Source organism: Tardiphaga sp., assembly GCF_044336785.1.
Lineage (GTDB): Bacteria > Pseudomonadota > Alphaproteobacteria > Rhizobiales > Xanthobacteraceae > Tardiphaga.
The window spans coordinates 1-18327 of the sequence record NZ_JBIIOT010000019.1 but is presented as its reverse complement, the minus strand read 5'-3'; the positions used below and the strand labels follow the sequence as shown (position 1 = coordinate 18327).

Genomic DNA, 18327 nt, shown 5'->3' with positions numbered 1-18327 from the left:
AAGCAATCGGCCTGGAGCTTCCCGCTCCAGGCCGATTGTCGTTTGAGATGTGAGGACGTTTGCGGTGCGCGGATCAGCCCGCCAGCCCGTCGCCTTTCACAGGGTGATCATTTTTCGGGACATGAGCGGCGACGGGCTGTGTCGCAACCTTTGCCGGCTCCGCTTTCAGATTGCCGACCGACGCCGCCAGCAATGCCTGCGTGGGATCAGCGCCCTTGAAACCGGCCTGCGACAGGATCTCGTCGAGAATCGGTTTCTGCGCGGTGAAGTTCAACAGCTGGCTCGACAGATCCGACACGGCATTGCCGTCACTGCGATGTCCATTCGTGCCACCAAGCCCGCCGAAGCCACCTGCATTGAAGATGCGGATGTCCGAAATCTTCTCGATCGGCTTCATGGCCTGCTCGAGCGCTTCCGGGATGATATCGATGCGGGCGCGCGACAGTTCGAATTCGATGATCGCCGGTGACAGTGCATTCCGCGCTTCGTTCTTGGCCCGCTCGGCACGCGCTTCGGCCTCGCCGAGTTCGATCACGCCCTGGGCACGGATCTTGGCCGCAGCAGCCTCGGCTTCGGCCTGGATCTTGACGGAGGCGGCCAGATTGGCAGCCGCTTCCTTCTCGGCTTCGGCTTTCACTGTGATGGCCGTCGCTTCGCGCTCAGCGGTCTTGCGCGCGTCCAGCACGGCGATGCGCTTCGCACGTTCGGCGATCTCGACTTCGCGTGCCGTGACGACCTGCTCTTCCGCGGTCGTCGCGGCTGCCTTGGCTTCGTCGGCGCGGGCGCGTGCGGCCTGCTCTTCCTCGGTCTTCTGCGCGACCGCAATCGCCGCATCGATACGAGCAGTTTCCGTCACCTTGCGCGCCTCTGCCTCGCGTTCGGCGATGCCGCGCTCGGCTTCGATGCGCGCGCTTTCACGGGCCTGGCGCGTCTGGGCATCGCGCTCGGCGATGCCGCGTTCCGCATCGAGGCGCGAGGTTTCCTCGCTGAGACGCGCAGCCTGTTCGGCCCGCGCGGCTTCGGCGCGCGTTTCCGCGGTCTTGTTGGCGATGTCGCGTTCCTGCGACAGCTCGGCATCGCGTTGCTCGCGCTCGATGGTCAGGCGGCGCAGGCTGGCTTCACGATCCTTGGTGGCGATCTCGACTTCGTTGTCGCGGACGATCTGGTTTCGCTCGCGCTTGCGCTCCTCGGTGATCTTGGTGAGCGCCGTCAGGCCTTCCGCGTCAAAGCTGTTATTGGGGTTGAAGTGCTTGATGTCGGTCTGGTCGAGCCGGGTCAGCGACACCGATTCCAGTTCGAGACCGTTCGACTGCAGGTCATGCGCAACGGCCGCCTGCACCGACTTGACGAATTCCGCACGCTGCTCCTGCAGGTCGCGCAGCGACATGGTGGCGGCGACCGAGCGCAGGCCATCGACGAACTTCGCTTCCACCAGGGTCTTCAGCGCATCCGCGTCATTGGTGCGGTCGCCGAGGGTCTGCGCTGCCAGCGCGATATTCTCCGCATCCGGCTTCACGCGCACATAGAATTCCGCGGTGATGTCCGCACGCATGCGGTCCTTGGTGATCATCGATTCATTTTCGGCGCGCTTCACTTCGAGACGCAACGTCGAAAGCGACACCCAGGAATAGGAGTGGAAGATCGGCAGGATCACCGAGCCGCCATCGAGCACGACCTTCTTGCCGCCAAGACCGGTGCGCACATAGGCCTTGTCCCGCGTGGCGCGGGTATAGAGCGACATCATGATGACGCTGATGACGACAAGCCCGATGATAATGGTGCCTGCGGTCAGGCCGAGCGAAAAGAAATCCATGGCGTCTAGCCTCCGTGATGGGGCGCCAGTTCGGGCGGCGCCGGAATTGCCTGAAAGAGACCGTCACTGCCATCTGCGATGACGACCAGAGCCCCTGTTTCGATGACATGGCCGGGAGCGGCCGTGGCACGCAGGACGTGGATATTGCCGTAGCGGTCCCGGACCCGGACGCTGCCGGGATTGCCCTGATCGAGCGGCCCCAGCGTGACGGTGCCGAGCAGGCCGATGAGTTCGGACTGGCTGACGGCATTGCTTTCATCCCGCGGGATGATCCGCGCCAGACCACGGCTCGCCCACCGCGTCACGGGCAGCGCCAATGCCATCGATGCCGGCACGGCAAGCAGAAGCGGCAATGGCATCACGATGTTCGACGCGACCGACTGCAGAGCGAAGCCGATCGCCGCGAAAGCGGAAAAGAACACGACCACCAACACCAGCACTGGCACGCCGCCCGCATTCAGCCAGGACATCCAGCCGCCAAGCACGCTGGCATCTGCATGGCCGGGGCTGTGAAAGCCAAAGCCGTCATCGAGAAGGCCGGAGATCGATGCGCCGAGCAGCAGCGACAGGACTTCGACCACACCGAGCCCGGCGACCACCATGAGCGCCAGCCAGAACGGCTCCGTGCCAGGCTGAACGATCGCAGGCATCAGCGCTCGCCTTCGCGAAACGCCTTTAACCGAGCTTCGATCGCATTCTGCCGCTGGATCTGCCCGAGCTCTTCCACCTCGGCAGCCCCGGATATCGATTTGACCGGCACGCCCGTGACGCGCTCCACCGCGCTCAACGCATCGGCGAGCCTGCGATCGTTGCGCTCCGACGGCGTCGCGTCGGAGCCGTGCACGACCTTCTGCGCGCGCTGCGCGTCGTCCAGCCGCTTCTTCGCATCATCGCGTGCCGATGCGATGGAGCGCAACGCCGCCTGGGCCTCGGCGATCTCGCCGGCATTCTCCGCGATCGCCTTGGCAAGCGCCTCGCGCTGCGCTTCGAGATCGATCTGCACGCCCGTGGCCGCGCGGGCGAGATCCTCGCGGCCGTTTGTGAGGCCGACCTTGATCTTGTCATCGAGATCGCGGATCTCGGCATCGAGATCATCCGCCTTGGCTTTCAACCGATGCCCCGCAGCCACGGCGACGCTGAGTGCCGCGCGCGCTTCGTCGGAAATCTTGTCGATCTCGCGCAACGCCTGCTGCGCCACGGCGATCGGATTGGACGCCTCTGCCGTATCGACCGCATTGTTGACGACGCCCGCAATCACACGCCCGAGACGCGCGAGAATTCCTTCATTCGACATTGATCCCTCCTTGTGTGAATGCACGCCGGCCTGGATGCCGGCGCATAGTTCGATGTGGTCCGCGTGAAAAACGAGACGGGCCTCGGCGAAATCGTTCCAGCCGAAGTGATAGCCGTTCATTGTGTAGGGGAGGATGACACGCCCCTGCACGGTCGCGATGCTGACGCTGTCGGGCCCCTTGATCGCGAACAGCTTGGCATCGAGCGGGATGGCGCTGACATTGTCCTCGCCCTTGTGACGCCCGTGATCGCGTAGTGCGAGCGTGACCAGCCGCGCCGGAAGGCCTGTCGTGTCCCGAATGGTCTCATAGGCCGCTTCATGCAGCGACACGAGATTGGCACCCCGGGTTTGATCGAGCACCCGCAGCGCCTGACGATAGGCCGCCAGGGTTGCAAACAGCTTCGCCCGGTCCTCTTGGGACGGGCTCAAGGTCATCGACAGAGCTGAGCTATATCGGGGTGACATGGAATGACCATTAAAGCACCATTTCGGTGCTTTCAAGCCTGGAGAGGTAAATTTATAAGGTTTGCAGATGTCCCGTTGCTCGGGAGACGGCTGATGATGCGTGTTCACATCAGATCGGTCGGTGCGCGGGCCGACGCGGTTCAATCGCAACACGCGGCGCCTTGGCGCAGGTGAGCGAGCTTCGACCTTCCAGATACGAATGACCGACGCTGCGATCGGGCCGTCAGGCCATTGCCTGAATTCGCGACATCCCCGGCGACTTTTTAGTCATTCTAAGGTCGATCAGGCTCCGTCCGCCGCCAGAACGGCATCCGGGGCGCCGGCATGCGCTGCGACAATGCGCTGCATCATGGCGATGAATGCCACCTGCTCCGCCTTGCCGAGCGGATCCAGCGTGTTGCGATGGGCATCGCGCGCAGCACTTTCAATCTTGCCCAGCATCGAGGCACCAGCCGGCGTGAGCTTGCAGATCCGCGCGCGGCGATCGTCGTCGCTCACCGGCCGCTCGACCAGTTTGCGCGCTTCCAGCCGCTTCAGCGCGCCGGTCGTCGTTGTACGATCCAGAGCAATATCAGCAGCTAAGCTGGTTTGGTCCGCCGTTCCACGCACAGCGAGTGCCGATAGCAAACTGTATTGTAGCGGTGTCATGTCGAAGCCTGCGCACGCCTCCTGGAAAAGCGCGACATGGATCTGGTGCAACCGGCGGATCAGGTAACCGGGCCGCTGCTCCAGCGGCCAGGGTTTGTGCGCAGCAACACCACGCGGCTTATTCGTCTTCGACAACACGCCTCTCCTGCTCCCGACTCACGCCGGTGAATTACCTTCGGTCAATCATGGCACGCACCTTGCTTTAGTCAAATACGAAGCATGCTTCGTATTTTCCCGGTGTGTGAAAGCCGGACGGAGAGCACGTAAGCGCAAAGAATTTGGGAGACCGATCATGTCCGTTACTGCCTCATACGACATCCTGCTGCGCGGCGGCCGCGTCATCGATCCTGCGGCCGGGATCGACGGCATGAAGGATGTCGCCATCCGCAACGGCAAGATCGCCGCGGTGCAGTCGGACATTCTGCCGACCAGCGCACGCGAGGTGATCGACGTCACGGGCAAGCTGGTGCTGCCCGGCCTGATCGATACGCACGGTCATGTCTTTCAATATGTCTCCGGTCGCTTCGGCATGAATCCCGACATGGTCGGCGTGCAGTCGGGCGTCACGACCCTGATCGATCAGGGCGGCCCGTCCTGCATGACGCTGCCGGCCTTCCGTCATTTCATCGCCGAGCCCGCAAAATCGCGCGTCTACGCATTCCTCTCGGCCTATCTCGTCGGCGGCCTCGAAGGCCACTTCTATCCCAATCTCTACAGCCCCGACGGCGTCGATATCGATGCGACCGTGAAATCGGCACTCGCCAATCGCGATCTCGTGCGCGGCATCAAGGCCCATGCGGAAATCGGCGGCTTTGCGCGCTGGGGCATCCGCGTGATGGAGATGGCAGCGGAAATCGGCGAGCGCACCGAACTGCCGGTCTATGTGCATTTCGGTCAGCTCTGGGGCCTGCCGGAATCCGGCAACAATGGCGAGGACGTCGACACAATCCTCGAGCGCGTCATTCCGCTGCTGAAGGAAGGCGATGTCCTCGCACATCCCTTCACGCGGCATCCCGGCGGCTTCGTCAATCGCGAAGGCGAAGTGCATCCGGTGATCCAGGCAGCGATCGATCGCGGCCTCAAGATCGATGTCGGCCACGGAAGCCACTTCTCCTATCGCCTCGCCAAGAAGGCGATTGCCGCCGGCATCGTGCCGAACACGCTCGGCGCCGACATCCATGGCTACAACACCGACGTCCCCGTCCCCGCCGGCACCCCCGACGAGCACGAGGATGACGAGAACCATCCGTTCAAGGGCCAGGCCAAATTCAGCCTGGTGCAGGCGATGAGCTCGATGATCGCGCTCGGCCTGACGCTGGAACAGGTCGTGCCCATGGTGACATCGAACCCCGCCAAGATGGTCGGCCTGTCCGACAAGATCGGCTCGATGAAGGTCGGCATGGATGCCGATGTCTCGGTGATCTCGCAGGTGCCCGGCAAGTTCATCCTGCGCGACAACGAGGACACCCGAACCGTGTCCGACGGCCTGCTGCAGCCGGCCTTCTGCCTGCGCAGCGGCGTCCGCTATGACGCCGTCGCCCCGATCCTGCCTGCGGCCGTCGCGGCCTGAGGCTTGCAAGTCTCATCTGAAGACGTCGGGAGTTCGTCGATGCGTAACGAGCGAGACATCGCGCCAGCCAGCCCTGCCTCACGGCAGGGCGTCGGCGCGCGCGTGCCGCGCAAGGAGGACGATCGCCTGATGCGCGGGCGCGGCCAGTTCGTCGGCGATATCCGGCTAGCCGGCCTACAGGACGTCGCCTTCGTACGCAGCCCGCTGGCGCACGCGCGCATCCGGGGCATTCATATTCCCGAACGCTATCGCGATGTCGTCTTCACTGCCGAGGATCTCGTCGGCATCAAGCCGATCCGTGCGGTGACCTCGCTTGTCGGGTTCAAGGTGTCCGACCAGCCGATCCTCGCCACCGGCAAAGTGCGCCAGGTCGGCGAACTCATCGCCATGTGCGTGGCGCCAACGCGTGCTGAGGCGGAGGACATTGCGGCCGCCGTCACGCTCGATCTCGAAGAGCTGCCCGCCGTCTATGACATGCGCAAGGCGCTGGAGCCTGGTGCGCCGCTCGTCCATGAACACTGGGGCGACAATGTCTTTCTCGAAAGCTTCTTCGAGACCAATATCGATGCCGCGCTTGATGCGCCGATCAAGGTGACACGCGAAATCTCGACCGCGCGCCAATGCATGTCGCCGCTGGAAGGTCGGGGTGTCGTCGCCAGTTACGATCATCGTCTTGATCAGCTCACGCTCTATTCAGGCAGCCAGATGCCACACATCGTGCGCAATGGCCTGTCCGACTGCCTTGAGATGGATCAAGGACAGATCCGGATTGTCTCGCCCGATGTCGGCGGCGGCTTCGGCCACAAGGGCATCCTGCTGCCGGAAGAAGTCTGCCTGTCTTGGCTGACCATGAAGCGCGGATTTCCGGTGCGCTGGATCGAGGATCGCCGCGAGCACCTGACCGCGGCCGCAAACTGCCGCGAACATTTTTACAAGATCACCGTCTATGCCGATCGCGATGGCACGCTGCGCGGCATCGATTGCGAAGCGCTGGTCGATTCCGGCGCCTACTCGTCCTATCCGTTCTCGGCCTGCCTCGAAGCCGCGCAAGTCGTCAGCATCCTGCCCGGCCCCTACAAGATGCCGGCCTATCGCTGCCGCACCTTTTCGGTGGCGACGAACAAATGCCCGATCCTGCCCTATCGCGGCGTCGCGCGCACCGGTGTCTGCTTTGCGCTTGAACTGATGCTCGATCTCGTCGCCGTGGAAGCCGGCCTCGAACCCGGCGAGGTTCGCCTGCGCAACCTGCCCGGCCCGGAGCAGATGCCGTTCGACAACATCACCAAAAAGCACTTCGACAGCGGCGACTATCCCGAAGCGATGCGCCGCGCGCTGAAGCAGATCGATATCGACAGCATCCGCGCCCGCCAGCGCAAAGGCGAGGACGATGGCCGCCTGATCGGCGTCGGCCTGTCCATCTATTGCGAGCAGGCCGCGCATGGCACCTCGGTCTACTCCGGCTGGGGCATTCCCATGGTGCCCGGCCACGAACAGGCCACGGCGCGCATGACGCCCGATGGCGGTCTTGAACTCCGCGTCGGCGTGCATTCGCATGGCCAGGGCATGGAAACCACCATGGCCCAGGTCGCGAACGAGTTGCTCGGCATCGACGTCAGCAAGATCCGCCTCATTCACGGCGATACCGCGATGACGCCCTACTCCACCGGCACCTGGGGTTCGCGCTCCATGGTGATGGCTGGCGGCGCTGTGGCGACCGCCTGCCACGAGCTCGCCGAACGCGCCAAGAAGATCGGCGCCAAACTGCTGCAGGTGGACGAGGCCAGCGTCGTGCTGGTGGATGGCGAGATCCGTGGACCGAATGGCAGCGTCACGCTGAAGGAAATTGCCCACACCTGGTATCGTCGCCCGCAGGATCTGCCGGGCGATGTCGATCCTGCCGGACTGGAAGCGACATCCGGCTACAAGCCGAAACGCGACACCGGCACATTCAGCTATGCCGCCCACGCGGTGACCGTCGCCATCGATCCCTATCTCGGCGATGTGGAAATCCTCGACTACGTCATCGTCGAGGACGGCGGCGTGCTGGTCAATCCGATGATCGTGGATGGCCAGATTTACGGTGGCCTCGCACAGGGCATCGGCACCGCGCTCTATGAAGAGATGCCGTTTGATCGCGCCGGCCAGCCGCTCAACACGACGCTTGCCGACTATCTGCTGCCTGGCCCCACCGAAGTGCCCGAGCCCTGGCTCGACCACATGGAGACGCCGTCGCCTTACACCAAGTTCGGCGTCAAGGGCATCGGCGAAGGCGGCGCCATCGCGCCGCCGGCAGCCATCGGCAATGCCGTCAACGATGCGCTGCGCGGCCTCGGCGCCGAGATGCTGCATTCGCCGATCACGCCGAAGCGCATCGTCGAAGCCCTCCTCGCCGCGCGCGAAGCGGAAAGGCCAGCAGCATGAAGCCCGCACCTTTCAGCTATGAACGACCACGCGACATTGCGTCGGCGCTGTCCGTCATGACCGGCGCAGACGGCATGGTGAAGATCATCGCCGGCGGACAATCGCTCGGCCCGATGCTCAATCTGCGTCTCGTCGCGCCCGACACGATTCTCGACATCACCGCCATCACCGAACTCAAGCGCGCGGATGTCAGCGGCGGCGAACTCACCCTCGGCGCCTGCGTCACTCATGCGGACGTCGAGGATGGTCGCGTGCCTGACGTTACCCGCGGCGCCATGCAGCGCGTGGCAGCGAACATAGCCTATCGCGCCGTGCGCAATCGCGGCACCATTGGCGGCTCGCTCAGCCATGCCGATCCCTCGGCCGACTGGGTGTCGTCGCTCACGGCGCTCGGCGCATCACTGTCGCTGCGCAGCGTCACCGGCACGCGTCGCGTGGCCATGAAGGATTTCATCCTCGGCGCGCTGGAAAGCGTGATTGCATCGGGCGAGATGCTGGAAGCCGTGCATGTGCCAGTCATGTCGGGGACCGCGCGCTGGGGCTATGTCAAGAGCTGCCGCAAGACCGGCGAATTCGCCCACGCGATCGGCGCGGTGCTGATCGATCCGGATGCCGGCAAGGCACGCGTCGTCATCGGTGCCGTGGAAGCGGCCCCCATTGTCGTGGACGACGCCAGCGAATTGTTCGGCGGCAAAATCGACTCCTCATTCGCATCGCGCTTCGATTCACGCATCGCCGACCGGCTGCTCGCCGATAGCGGTATGGCCGATGCTGCCGACCGGCACATCCATGTCGCCGTGCTCCACAAAGCCGTCGCGGAGGCCGCATGAATACGATCGAACTCACGGTCAACAAGCGCAGCGTGCAGCGTGCCATCGAGCCGCGCACCAGCCTCGCCGACATGATGCGCGACACGCTGGATCTCACCGGCACGCATCTCGGCTGCGAGCATGGCGTCTGTGGCGCCTGCACCATTCTTGTCGATGGCGTGCCAACCCGGTCCTGCATCACCTTCGCAACCTCCTGCAACGGCGCGGCTGTCACCACCATCGAAGGCCTGGACGACGACGAGATCGCCACCGAGCTGCGCGCCGCCTTCACGCGCGAACACGCCCTGCAATGCGGCTACTGCACGCCGGGCATGCTGGTCTCGGCCCGTGACCTCGTGCTGCGCCTGCCCGAAGCCGATGACAAAGCCATCCGTGTCGGCATGAGCGGCAATCTGTGCCGCTGCACCGGCTATGTCGGCATCGTCCGCGCGGTGAAGGCGGTGATCGAGGCGCGGCGAGCGCGCGACATCGTATCGGAGCCGAATGCCGGGCGGACCGTGCTTGGCCCGGCGGGATCCGGCCACAAATCCTGCACCGTGTCGCAGAAGCTCGCGCCGGCGGCAGCGATCGTCACCGAAACTGCGGCCATTGCGCCGCTCGTCATTCCTGACTTCACGCCATCCACCGTGATGGAGCAGAACTTCACCGTCGCGCATCCGCCCGCAAAGGTGTTCGCGCTGTTCGACGATATCGCTGCCGTCGCCTCTTGCCTGCCCGGTGCAGCACTCACTGGCACCCCGCGTCCGGAGCGCGTCGAGGGAGCCATCCGGGTCAAGATCGGACCGATCTCTGCGAACTTCAACGGCGCCGCGCGCGTCGAGCGCAACGACGCCAGTCTTGCCGGCCGCATCATCGGTATCGGTAACGACCAGCGCAGCCGCTCCACCACCCAGGGCGAAATTCGCTATCGCCTGCTGCCCGAACATGACGGCACGGCCACACGCGTCGAACTCGCCATCGGCTACAGCCTCACCGGCATGCTGGCGCAGGTCGGACGCAGCGGTCTCGTGCGCGACCTGGCCGCACGGCTGGTGGCCGAGTTCGCCGGCAATCTCGACCGGCGCCTGTCCGGCGATACGACATCCGCGCCGTCCACGGCTGCGGACCTGAACGGAATCTCGCTTCTCTTCGGTCTTCTGCGCGCGCGTGCGGCACGATTGCTGCGCCGGATCAGCGGACGCGGAGACGCGACATGAGGGATCGGCGCTCACGCATCACGCGCGGCGACGAGGTTTGGACGGCGCAAGTTTCATCAGCGTTTCACTGGAGGACCACATGATACGGACATTCAAGGCAGCCACCGCGACCGCCTTCGCGCTCGCCATGCTCGGCAGCGCTTCTTTCGCGCAAACCATCAAGATCGGCGTCAATGAGCCGCTGACCGGCGCGTTCGCCGCATCGGGCACCTATGTCGTCAACGGCGCCAAGATCGCCGCCGACGAGATCAATGCCAAGGGCGGCCTGCTCGGCAAGAAGATCGAGCTCGTCATCGAAGACAACAAGAGCAACCCGACCGAAGCGGCTGCCGTTGCCGAGAAGCTGATCACCCGCGACAAGACGCCGGTTCTGCTCGGCGCCTGGGGGTCGAGCCTTACGCTGGCCGTGATGCCGAAGCTGGTGGAATACGAAACCGCGATGGTCGTTGAGACCTCGTCGGCCTCGAAGATCACCACGTCGGGCAATCCCTACGTGTTCCGTATCTCGCCGCCGTCTTTCGTCGAAGCCGCGGCGTTCAAGGGCATCGTCGACAAGCTGGCACTGAAGAAGGTGGATTTCCTCGTCATCAACAATGACTGGGGCCGCGGCACCGCCGAGGACTTCAGCAAGATGATGAAGGAAAAGGGCATCACCATCGGCCTTACCGAGACCATGGACCAGTCCGCGCAGGACATGAGCGCCCAGCTCGCCAAGATCAAGGCCACGGATTCCGAGACCGTGATCATCACCGCTGCCGTCGATCAGCTGACGCTGATCTTCAAGCAGGCCGCAGCCCTCGGCCTGAAGAAGCGCATCATCACCACCGGCGGCTCGCAGAATCCGGACCAAATCATCGCCCAGGCCGGCGCTGCTGCGAACAACACGATGCATCTGACCACCTTCTTGCCCTGGATGCCGGAAAAGACGCCAAATCCGGAAGCCACGACCTATTTCATCAGCGAGTGGAAAAAGCGCGGCTTCGACTTCGCCGGCTGCACCGAGAGCTTCCGTGGCTATGACGGCATCCGCACCATCGCGGCGGCCATCGAGAAGGCCGGCAAGGCCGAGCCGGCGGCGATCAAGGACGCGCTCTGGAAGATCGACGTCAAGGGTCTGAACGGCGACATCATCTTCAAGAAATCCGGCCCTGCCGGATCGGAAAGCGGCCAGAGCTTCCCGAACGTCTACCTGGTCGAGATCGCCGACGGCAAAATCCACATGAAGGATCTGTGAGCGTCGCCCTCTCCCCGTTCTTACGGGGAGAGGGTCGGGGTGAGGGGACTCACCGCACGCTCGGAGCGCGTGGATAGCCCCCTCACCCGGATTGCTCCGCAATCCGACCTCTCCCCGCAAGCGGGGAGAGGTTAGCAACCCAACTGAAATCGGAAAGAACCCGTGGACCAGCTCCTCCAACACCTCGTCAACATGCTCGTGCTCGGCGGCACCTATGCGCTGCTCGGCATCGGGCTGACGCTGATCTTCGGCATCATGAATGTGGTGAACTTCACCCACGGCATTCTCTACACATTCGGCGCCTATATGATGTTCATCGTCGTGCATCAGCTCGGCGTGAATTTCTTTCTCGCGCTGCCCATTGCCATTCTCGCCGGCTGGCTGCTTGGCGCCGCCATCGAGATCACGCTGCTGCGCCCGCTCCGCGGCGCCGATATCGACACCACCATGCTGGTGATGATCGGCGCCTGGATCGCCATGCAGTCCGGCGCGTTGTGGATCTGGGGTGGCGTCGCCAAATCCATCGACAATCCCTTCCCCGACGCGCCGCTGGTGATCGGACCTGTCTCGGTATCCTGGCTCCGCCTGTTCGTGCTGGTCGCCGCGGCGCTCCTGATCGTGATCGCCTATTCGCTGATCAACCTCACCAAGCTCGGCAAGGCGATGCGTGCGACCTTCCAGGATCACGACACCGCCGCCCTGATGGGTGTCAATGTCGGCTGGATCTACACCTCGACTTTCGCCATCGGCTCCAGCCTCGCGGCTGCAGCCGGCGCGCTGCTCGGCCCCGTCTATGTCGTATTCCCGCAAATGGGCGATCTCGCCGCGGTGAAAGCTTTCGCCATCGTGATTCTCGGGGGCCTCGGCAACATCACCGGCGCCGTGATCGGCGGCTTCATCCTTGCGCTGGCTGAAGAGCTCGGCGCCGGCTACGTGTCGTCCGGCTATCGCGACGCCATGGGCTTCCTCATCATCATCGCCGTGCTGGTGTTCAAACCCACCGGCCTGTTTGCCCGTGCGGAGCGCGTCGGATGACCCGGGTCTTTTCTCTCATCACGCTGGCCTTCTTCATCTCCGTTCCGCTGTGGCTGAAGGATCCATATCTGCTCAATGCGCTGATCACGACCGGCATCTTCATCATCGGCGCCATGAGCATGAACCTGCTGCTCGGCTTCACCGGACAGCTCAGCCTCGGCCATATCGCTTTCTTCGGCATCGGCGCCTACGTCAGCGCGCTGACATCACTCGGCTATGATGTCCCGATCATCGGCGATTTTCACATCGTCCACACGCCATGGCCGCCGATCGCGGGCTTTGCGCTCGCTGTCGTGATCTCCGGCTTCTGCGGCTATCTGGTCGGCAAACTGTCGTTCCGCGTGCGCGGCGCCTATTTCGTGATCGTCACGATTTCCTTCGCGGAAGTCGTGCGGCTGGTGGCGCTGAACTGGGTCGAACTGACCCAGGGCCCGCTGGCGCTCACCAACATTCCCTCGATCACCATCGGCCTGCCCTATCTCGGCTATCTCACCCTCAAGACCAAACTGCAGAATTACTATCTGGTGCTGACGGTGGCGGCGATCTCCTATTTCCTGATCTCGCGCCTCGTCCATTCGCACTACGGCCGCGCCATGCGCGGCTTGATGGAGAACGAAACACTCGCCGTCTCCGTCGGCATCGACGTCACCAAGGCGCTCACCCTCACCGCCGTGATCTCCGCCGCCATCGCCGGTGCCGCCGGCAGCCTCTATGCGCATTACATCCGCATCATCGATCCCGAAGTGTTTGCCTTCATCTCCACGGTCACCATGGTGATCATGGTCGTCTCGGGCGGCAAGGGCTCGCTGGCCGGCCCGGTGGTCGGCGGCGTCATCTTCGGCCTGCTGCCGGTGCTGCTGCGCCCGGTCATGGCGCCGGAGGCGCAGTGGATCACCTACGGCCTGGTGCTGATCGCCATCCTGTTCGTGCTGCCGCGCGGCATCGTGCCGGCGCTGGCGCCAAAGCTCGGCTTCGGCCGCAAGCCCGCCAAGCCCAGGCCGGTAGCGATAACCGAGCGGACCGCCGAGGAGCATGCCTGATGACCGAAACCGTTCTCAGCATCGAACATGTCGGCGTGCAGTTCGGCGGCCTTGTCGCCATCTCCGACATGAATTTCCAGGTCGGCCAGGGCGAGATCGTCAGCCTGATCGGCCCCAATGGCGCCGGCAAGACCACCGCCTTCAATGTCATGACCGGCTTTCTCACGCCCACCAAGGGCGCCGTGAAATATTGCGGCCAGGATTTGCGCGGCTTGAAGCCCCACGAGATCGCCGATCTCGGCCTGATCCGCACCTTCCAGCGCACCAGCGTGTTTCCCAACGACACCGTGTTCGACAATGTGCTGATCGGCCTGCACCGTCAGGGCAAGCTCGGCCTGCTTGAAGCCATCCTCCGCCTGCCCCGCGCCCGCGCATCGGAGCAGGCCATGCGCGAGCGCGCGGGCGAACTGGTACGCCTGGTCGGGCTGGAGGCCCGCGCCAATGAAATGGCGGGCTCGCTGTCCTACGGTGAGCAGCGCCTGGTCGGCGTGGCCCTTGCCCTCGCCGCACAGCCAAAAATGCTGCTGATGGACGAGCCCGTTTCCGGCATGAATGCTTCGGAGACGCACACCTTCGTGCAACTGATCCGCCGCATCCGCGACAGCGGCATCACCATTCTTCTCGTCGAGCACGACATGCCGATGGTGATGAGCGTATCCGATCGCATCGTCGTGCTGAATTACGGCCGCATCATCGCCGAAGGCCCGCCCGACGAGATCCGCAGGAATCCCGCAGTGATCGAAGCCTATCTCGGCCAGAGCGCCAAGGACGTCGTCAAGGAAGTCACAGCCCATGCTTGAGATCCGCGACATGGTCTGCGCCTATGGGCAGGTCACTGCCCTCAAGGGCATCTCGCTGTCGGTCAAGGCCGGACAGCTCGTGGCGCTGATCGGCGCCAATGGCGCCGGCAAGAGCACCACGCTGCGCGCCATTTCCGGCCTGGTCCCGGCGCGCTCCGGACAGATGATGTTCGAGGGCGAGGACATCACCGGCATCGGCACCCAGCGCGTGCTCACCAAGGGCATCGCCCATTGCCCCGAGGGCCGCCGCGTCTTCCCGCATATGACAGTGGCGGAAAATCTCGACATGGGCGCCTATCTGCGCAAGGACGCCGGCGAGGTCGCGGTCGACCGCGAGCGCATCTACACTGAATTTCCGCGCCTCGCCGAACGCCGCAAGCAGACGGCGGGCACCCTCTCCGGCGGTGAACAGCAGATGCTGGCCATCGGCCGCGCGCTGATGTCGCGCCCGCGCCTTGTGATGTTCGACGAACCCTCCCTCGGCCTCGCGCCAAATATCGTCGAGCGCACCTTTGCGATCATCCGGGCCATCCGCGACTCCGGCACCACGGTGCTGCTCGTCGAGCAGAATGCCTTCGCCGCATTGGAGATGTGCGACCATGCCTATCTGCTGGAATCCGGTCGCGTGGTGTTGTCCGGCGGCGGTGCCGAGCTGATTGCCAATGAACATGTGCGACGCGCCTATCTCGGCGGATAGCGGCGACCGCTGGATCGCCGTCTGTCCGCGCGCGCGGCTGGCGGAGCAAGCGATCGTCTGTGCCAAGGTCGCCGGCATCGGCATCCTCATCATCCAAGACGGCGACGGGATCGTCGCCTGCGAGCGCGCCTGCCCGCATGAGCAGGCGGATCTCTCCCGCGGCCATGTCGCCGGAGGCCGGCTGCATTGCCCGCATCACCGCGCCTCGTTCAGCCTCACGACCGGCGACATCTCGCCGGGCTGGCCGAGCCGCCCGCTGCGCCGGTTCCGCCTGCGTATCGACGACACCCATGTCTGGATCGACCGCGACAGCCTCGCGGAGTTGCGCTGAGCGAAGATGTTCCGGCATAAGGGATGCCTCGCGCCGGGGCCCGATCATCATGATGACGCTGCGACAGGTTGAAGTCATTCGCGCCGTGATGGTGACAGGCACCATCGGCGGCGCCGCAAAGCTGCTCAATGTCTCTGCGCCGGGCATCAGCCGGCTGGTGAAATATACCGAAAAATCCCTCGGCATCCGCTTCTTCCAGCGCCAGAACGGGCGCTACTTTCCGACGCCGGAAGCGCAGAACATCTTTGAGCAGATCAACGGCGTCTACAAGAAGGTCGACGATCTCAGCGAGACCATCTCCAATATCGGGCGCGGCGCATTGTCGGAGCTACGCATCGGCTCGGTGCCATCGATCTCGCAGATCATGGTGCCCCGCGCCATCGAACAGGTACGGCGGCGCTATCCCAAGCTGCGCATCGACATCAACATCCTCAAGCTCGAGGAAGCCATCGACTATCTCCTGCTCGATCGCGGCGAATGCGTCGCCATGAGCTACCGGCTTGAACATCCCGGCCTCGATTTCCTGCCGCTGGCCTCGGGCGAATTGTTCTGCATCGTGCCCGAGGGCCATGAGCTCGCCGGCCGCAAACAGGTCTCCGCGAAGGAGATCATCAACTATCCGCTGATCGGCATCGATCCCAACGATCCCTATGGCCGCATCATGGCCGAGATCTTTGCGCGCAACAAACTCACCTACGACATCACCATCCGCGCGCGTTTCGGCACCACGGTCTGCGCGCTGGTGAAGGCCGGCCTCGGCATCGCCGTGATCGACCAGTTCACCGTCGCCCATGGCGGCTATCCCGGCGTGTCCATTATCAAGATCGTCGAGCCCACCAAGTTCGATACCTATGTCGCGGTGAAGCGCGGCGTGCCGCTGTCGCTGCATGTGGATCACTTCATCGCCTGCCTGCGCTCCGAGATGCAGGGGATCAATCCGGCCCGCAATGCGGGCGCCAGGCCCTCAGGGCGCGCCCGCAAGACGTAACATCATCATATGTTTGTGGCATAAAGTGGTAATTGTGTTAGATCGCTGCCGCGCTATCCTCAGGCCGGTTGATTGATCAACCAGCCCTCATTCAAGACGTCTCGCATGACCGCCATCCTGACGCCCTCGCCCATCGCCGGCCATTTTCTCACCGGCCTGCTCGGCGCCCCCATCGCCCACTCGGCATCGCCTGCGATGCACGAGCGCGCGGCCGATGCGCTGGGCGTGCGCTGCCACTATCACCTGATCGAAGTGGCCGGCGCCGGGCACGACCAGCTGCACGCCATCCTCGACGGCATCCGCCGGCTCGGCTTTGCCGGCATCAATGTCACCTTCCCCTACAAGGAAGCCGTGGTCGCACTGCTCGACGATCTGTCCCCCGGCGCCCGCGCCATCGGCGCGGTCAACACCGTGGTCGCGCGCCATGGCAAACTCACCGGCCACAACACCGACACGTCCGGCTTCGCCCGCGCTGCGAAAGAATTCGTCTCCCGCTCGGACCACGGCCCCGTCGCCGTGATCGGCACCGGCGGCGTCGGTAAGGCGATCGCTTTTGCGCTGGCCGATCTCGGTGTCTCCGACATCCGCCTCGTCGATACCGATATCGCCAAGGCGGACCAGCTCGTCGCGCAACTGCAGCATCGCCAATCCATCCGTCGCGCCGACAGCGTCGAGGATGCGCTCACCGGCGCCTCCGGCCTCGTCAATGGCACCCCCATCGGCATGCTGCCGGACCGCGGCACGCCGGTGCCGGATGCCTTGCTCCATGCCGGATTGTGGGTTGCCGACGCCGTCTATTCGCCGCTGTGGACGCCGCTGCTTAATGCCGCCAAGGCCAGCGGCGCACAGGTGATGACAGGGCGCGATCTCGCAATCTATCAGGCGGCGGACGCCTTCGAGCTGTTCACCGGCATGGCGCCGTCCGCCACCGAAATGGGAATTGCTTTCGACGACGTCATGAGGAAAAGGTATGCGCCTAACGCTGCCTGACCAATAACAAGCGGTCATTCATAAGACCGCACCAGCAACGAACAAAACACACAGGAGGAAATCATGAAGCCAGTATTTTTGGCGAGCGTCCTGCTCGCCACCGTTCTCGCCATCCCAGCATCCGCGCAAAGCATCAAGCTCGCCAATGTCGCCGAACTCTCCGGCGGCGGCGCCACCGTCGGCAATAACTGGAAGAACGGCATCGACCTCGCCATCGAGGAGATCAACGGCAAGGGCGGCGTGCTCGGCCGCAAGCTGGAAGTGACCCATGCGGACTCACAGTCCAATCCCGGCGTCGCCCGCGCGCAGGTGCAGAAGGCGCTCGACGCCGAGCCCTATGTCCTGCTCGGGCCCGGCTATTCCGGCTCGGTGAAGGTCACGGCGCCGCTCGCAGCGGAAGCCGGTATCGCGCAGATCATGGGCGGCGAAGCGGCCGAACTAACCCAGGCCGGCAACAAGTATCTGTTCCGCACCTCGTTCGGCCAGCAGTCGTCGATGCCGAAGGTCGCCAAGTATATCAACGATGAACTGAAGGCGAAGTCGGTCGCCATCGTCTGGGTCAACAACGACTTCGGCAAAGGCGGGCGCGATTCCATCAGCAAGGAATTCGCCAAGTACAATATCAAGGTCGCGGCCGATCTCTCCACCGAAGCGGGCCAGGCCGACTTTGCTGCCGACGTCACAAAGATCAAGTCAGCGGCGCCCGATGCGGTCTTCGTCTATGTCAACGAGGAAGAGAGCGCGCGTATCCTGAAAGAGCTGAAGCGCCAGGGCATCACTGTGCCGCTGGTCGGCGAGACCACGCTGGTCGGCCAGAAGGTGGTCGAGCTCGCCGGCGATGCGGCCAACGGCGCCCGCGGCCATGTCGGCCTCACCACTGATGCCCCGGTGGATCTCATCAAGGCCTTCCGCGAAAAGTTCGTGAAAAAGTACAACTACGTCCCCGACCATAACGGCCTCAAGGGCTGGCTCGCG

Annotated in this window: 17 protein-coding genes; 13 read left to right on the top strand and 4 right to left on the bottom strand. The window is 64.0% G+C overall.

The window, feature by feature from the left end:
- Window positions 1-73: 73 nt before the first annotated feature.
- The 4 genes from ACIQ2A_RS08305 to ACIQ2A_RS08290 form a co-directional block, all read right to left on the bottom strand.
- The gene (locus ACIQ2A_RS08305) at window positions 74-1813 is read right to left on the bottom strand and encodes a flotillin family protein (protein WP_398477770.1); all 1740 of its coding nucleotides are present in this window, start codon (window positions 1811-1813) and stop codon (window positions 74-76) included.
- Between the two features lie 5 nt (window positions 1814-1818).
- Entirely contained in the window at window positions 1819-2463 is a 645-nt protein-coding gene (locus tag ACIQ2A_RS08300; protein WP_398477768.1) for an OB-fold-containig protein, read from the bottom strand.
- Window positions 2463-3536 (bottom strand): PspA/IM30 family protein, encoded by a 1074-nt coding sequence (locus ACIQ2A_RS08295; RefSeq protein ID WP_398477766.1) that lies wholly within the window; start codon window positions 3534-3536, stop codon window positions 2463-2465. The genes ACIQ2A_RS08300 and ACIQ2A_RS08295 overlap by 1 nt, the downstream gene beginning before the upstream one ends.
- A 318-nt stretch (window positions 3537-3854) precedes the next feature.
- Window positions 3855-4355 carry a MarR family winged helix-turn-helix transcriptional regulator gene (locus tag ACIQ2A_RS08290; protein WP_398477764.1) on the bottom strand — a complete coding sequence of 167 codons (501 nt, stop codon included), beginning with the start codon at window positions 4353-4355 and terminating at the stop codon, window positions 3855-3857.
- Between the two features lie 157 nt (window positions 4356-4512).
- On the opposite strand from ACIQ2A_RS08290, the gene ACIQ2A_RS08285 reads away from it, so the two are divergent.
- The 13 genes from ACIQ2A_RS08285 to ACIQ2A_RS08225 form a co-directional block, all read left to right on the top strand.
- Window positions 4513-5790: an amidohydrolase/deacetylase family metallohydrolase gene (locus ACIQ2A_RS08285; RefSeq protein ID WP_398477762.1), complete on the top strand. Its 1278-nt coding sequence runs from the start codon at window positions 4513-4515 to the stop codon at window positions 5788-5790.
- 39 nt (window positions 5791-5829) lie between these two features.
- The gene (locus ACIQ2A_RS08280; protein ID WP_398477760.1) at window positions 5830-8211 is read left to right on the top strand and encodes a xanthine dehydrogenase family protein molybdopterin-binding subunit; all 2382 of its coding nucleotides are present in this window, start codon (window positions 5830-5832) and stop codon (window positions 8209-8211) included.
- A complete protein-coding gene (locus ACIQ2A_RS08275; protein ID WP_398477758.1) occupies window positions 8208-9041 on the top strand; it encodes an FAD binding domain-containing protein in 834 nt (277 codons plus the stop codon). The genes ACIQ2A_RS08280 and ACIQ2A_RS08275 overlap by 4 nt, the downstream gene beginning before the upstream one ends.
- A complete protein-coding gene (locus ACIQ2A_RS08270) occupies window positions 9038-10237 on the top strand; it encodes a 2Fe-2S iron-sulfur cluster-binding protein (RefSeq protein WP_398477755.1) in 1200 nt (399 codons plus the stop codon). The genes ACIQ2A_RS08275 and ACIQ2A_RS08270 overlap by 4 nt, the downstream gene beginning before the upstream one ends.
- Window positions 10238-10316: 79 nt before the next feature.
- The gene (locus tag ACIQ2A_RS08265) at window positions 10317-11471 is read left to right on the top strand and encodes an ABC transporter substrate-binding protein (RefSeq protein ID WP_398477753.1); all 1155 of its coding nucleotides are present in this window, start codon (window positions 10317-10319) and stop codon (window positions 11469-11471) included.
- Between the two features lie 162 nt (window positions 11472-11633).
- On the top strand, window positions 11634-12506 hold the full coding sequence (locus ACIQ2A_RS08260; protein ID WP_398477751.1) for a branched-chain amino acid ABC transporter permease: 873 nt from the start codon (window positions 11634-11636) through the stop codon (window positions 12504-12506).
- A complete protein-coding gene (locus tag ACIQ2A_RS08255; protein WP_398477749.1) occupies window positions 12503-13546 on the top strand; it encodes a branched-chain amino acid ABC transporter permease in 1044 nt (347 codons plus the stop codon). Before ACIQ2A_RS08260 ends, ACIQ2A_RS08255 begins: the two co-directional genes overlap by 4 nt.
- Window positions 13546-14346 carry an ABC transporter ATP-binding protein gene (locus ACIQ2A_RS08250; RefSeq protein ID WP_398477747.1) on the top strand — a complete coding sequence of 267 codons (801 nt, stop codon included), beginning with the start codon at window positions 13546-13548 and terminating at the stop codon, window positions 14344-14346. Before ACIQ2A_RS08255 ends, ACIQ2A_RS08250 begins: the two co-directional genes overlap by 1 nt.
- Window positions 14339-15043 carry an ABC transporter ATP-binding protein gene (locus ACIQ2A_RS08245; protein WP_398477744.1) on the top strand — a complete coding sequence of 235 codons (705 nt, stop codon included), beginning with the start codon at window positions 14339-14341 and terminating at the stop codon, window positions 15041-15043. The genes ACIQ2A_RS08250 and ACIQ2A_RS08245 overlap by 8 nt, the downstream gene beginning before the upstream one ends.
- The gene (locus tag ACIQ2A_RS08240; protein ID WP_398477742.1) at window positions 15015-15374 is read left to right on the top strand and encodes a Rieske (2Fe-2S) protein; all 360 of its coding nucleotides are present in this window, start codon (window positions 15015-15017) and stop codon (window positions 15372-15374) included. Before ACIQ2A_RS08245 ends, ACIQ2A_RS08240 begins: the two co-directional genes overlap by 29 nt.
- A 49-nt stretch (window positions 15375-15423) precedes the next feature.
- Window positions 15424-16362: a LysR family transcriptional regulator gene (locus ACIQ2A_RS08235; RefSeq protein ID WP_398477740.1), complete on the top strand. Its 939-nt coding sequence runs from the start codon at window positions 15424-15426 to the stop codon at window positions 16360-16362.
- A 105-nt stretch (window positions 16363-16467) separates the two neighbouring features.
- Window positions 16468-17352, top strand: coding sequence for a shikimate dehydrogenase (locus ACIQ2A_RS08230; RefSeq protein WP_398477738.1), 885 nt, complete (start codon window positions 16468-16470; stop codon window positions 17350-17352).
- A gap of 63 nt (window positions 17353-17415) precedes the next feature.
- On the top strand, window positions 17416-18327 hold a 912-nt coding region (locus ACIQ2A_RS08225; RefSeq protein WP_398477736.1), incomplete at its 3' end, for an ABC transporter substrate-binding protein.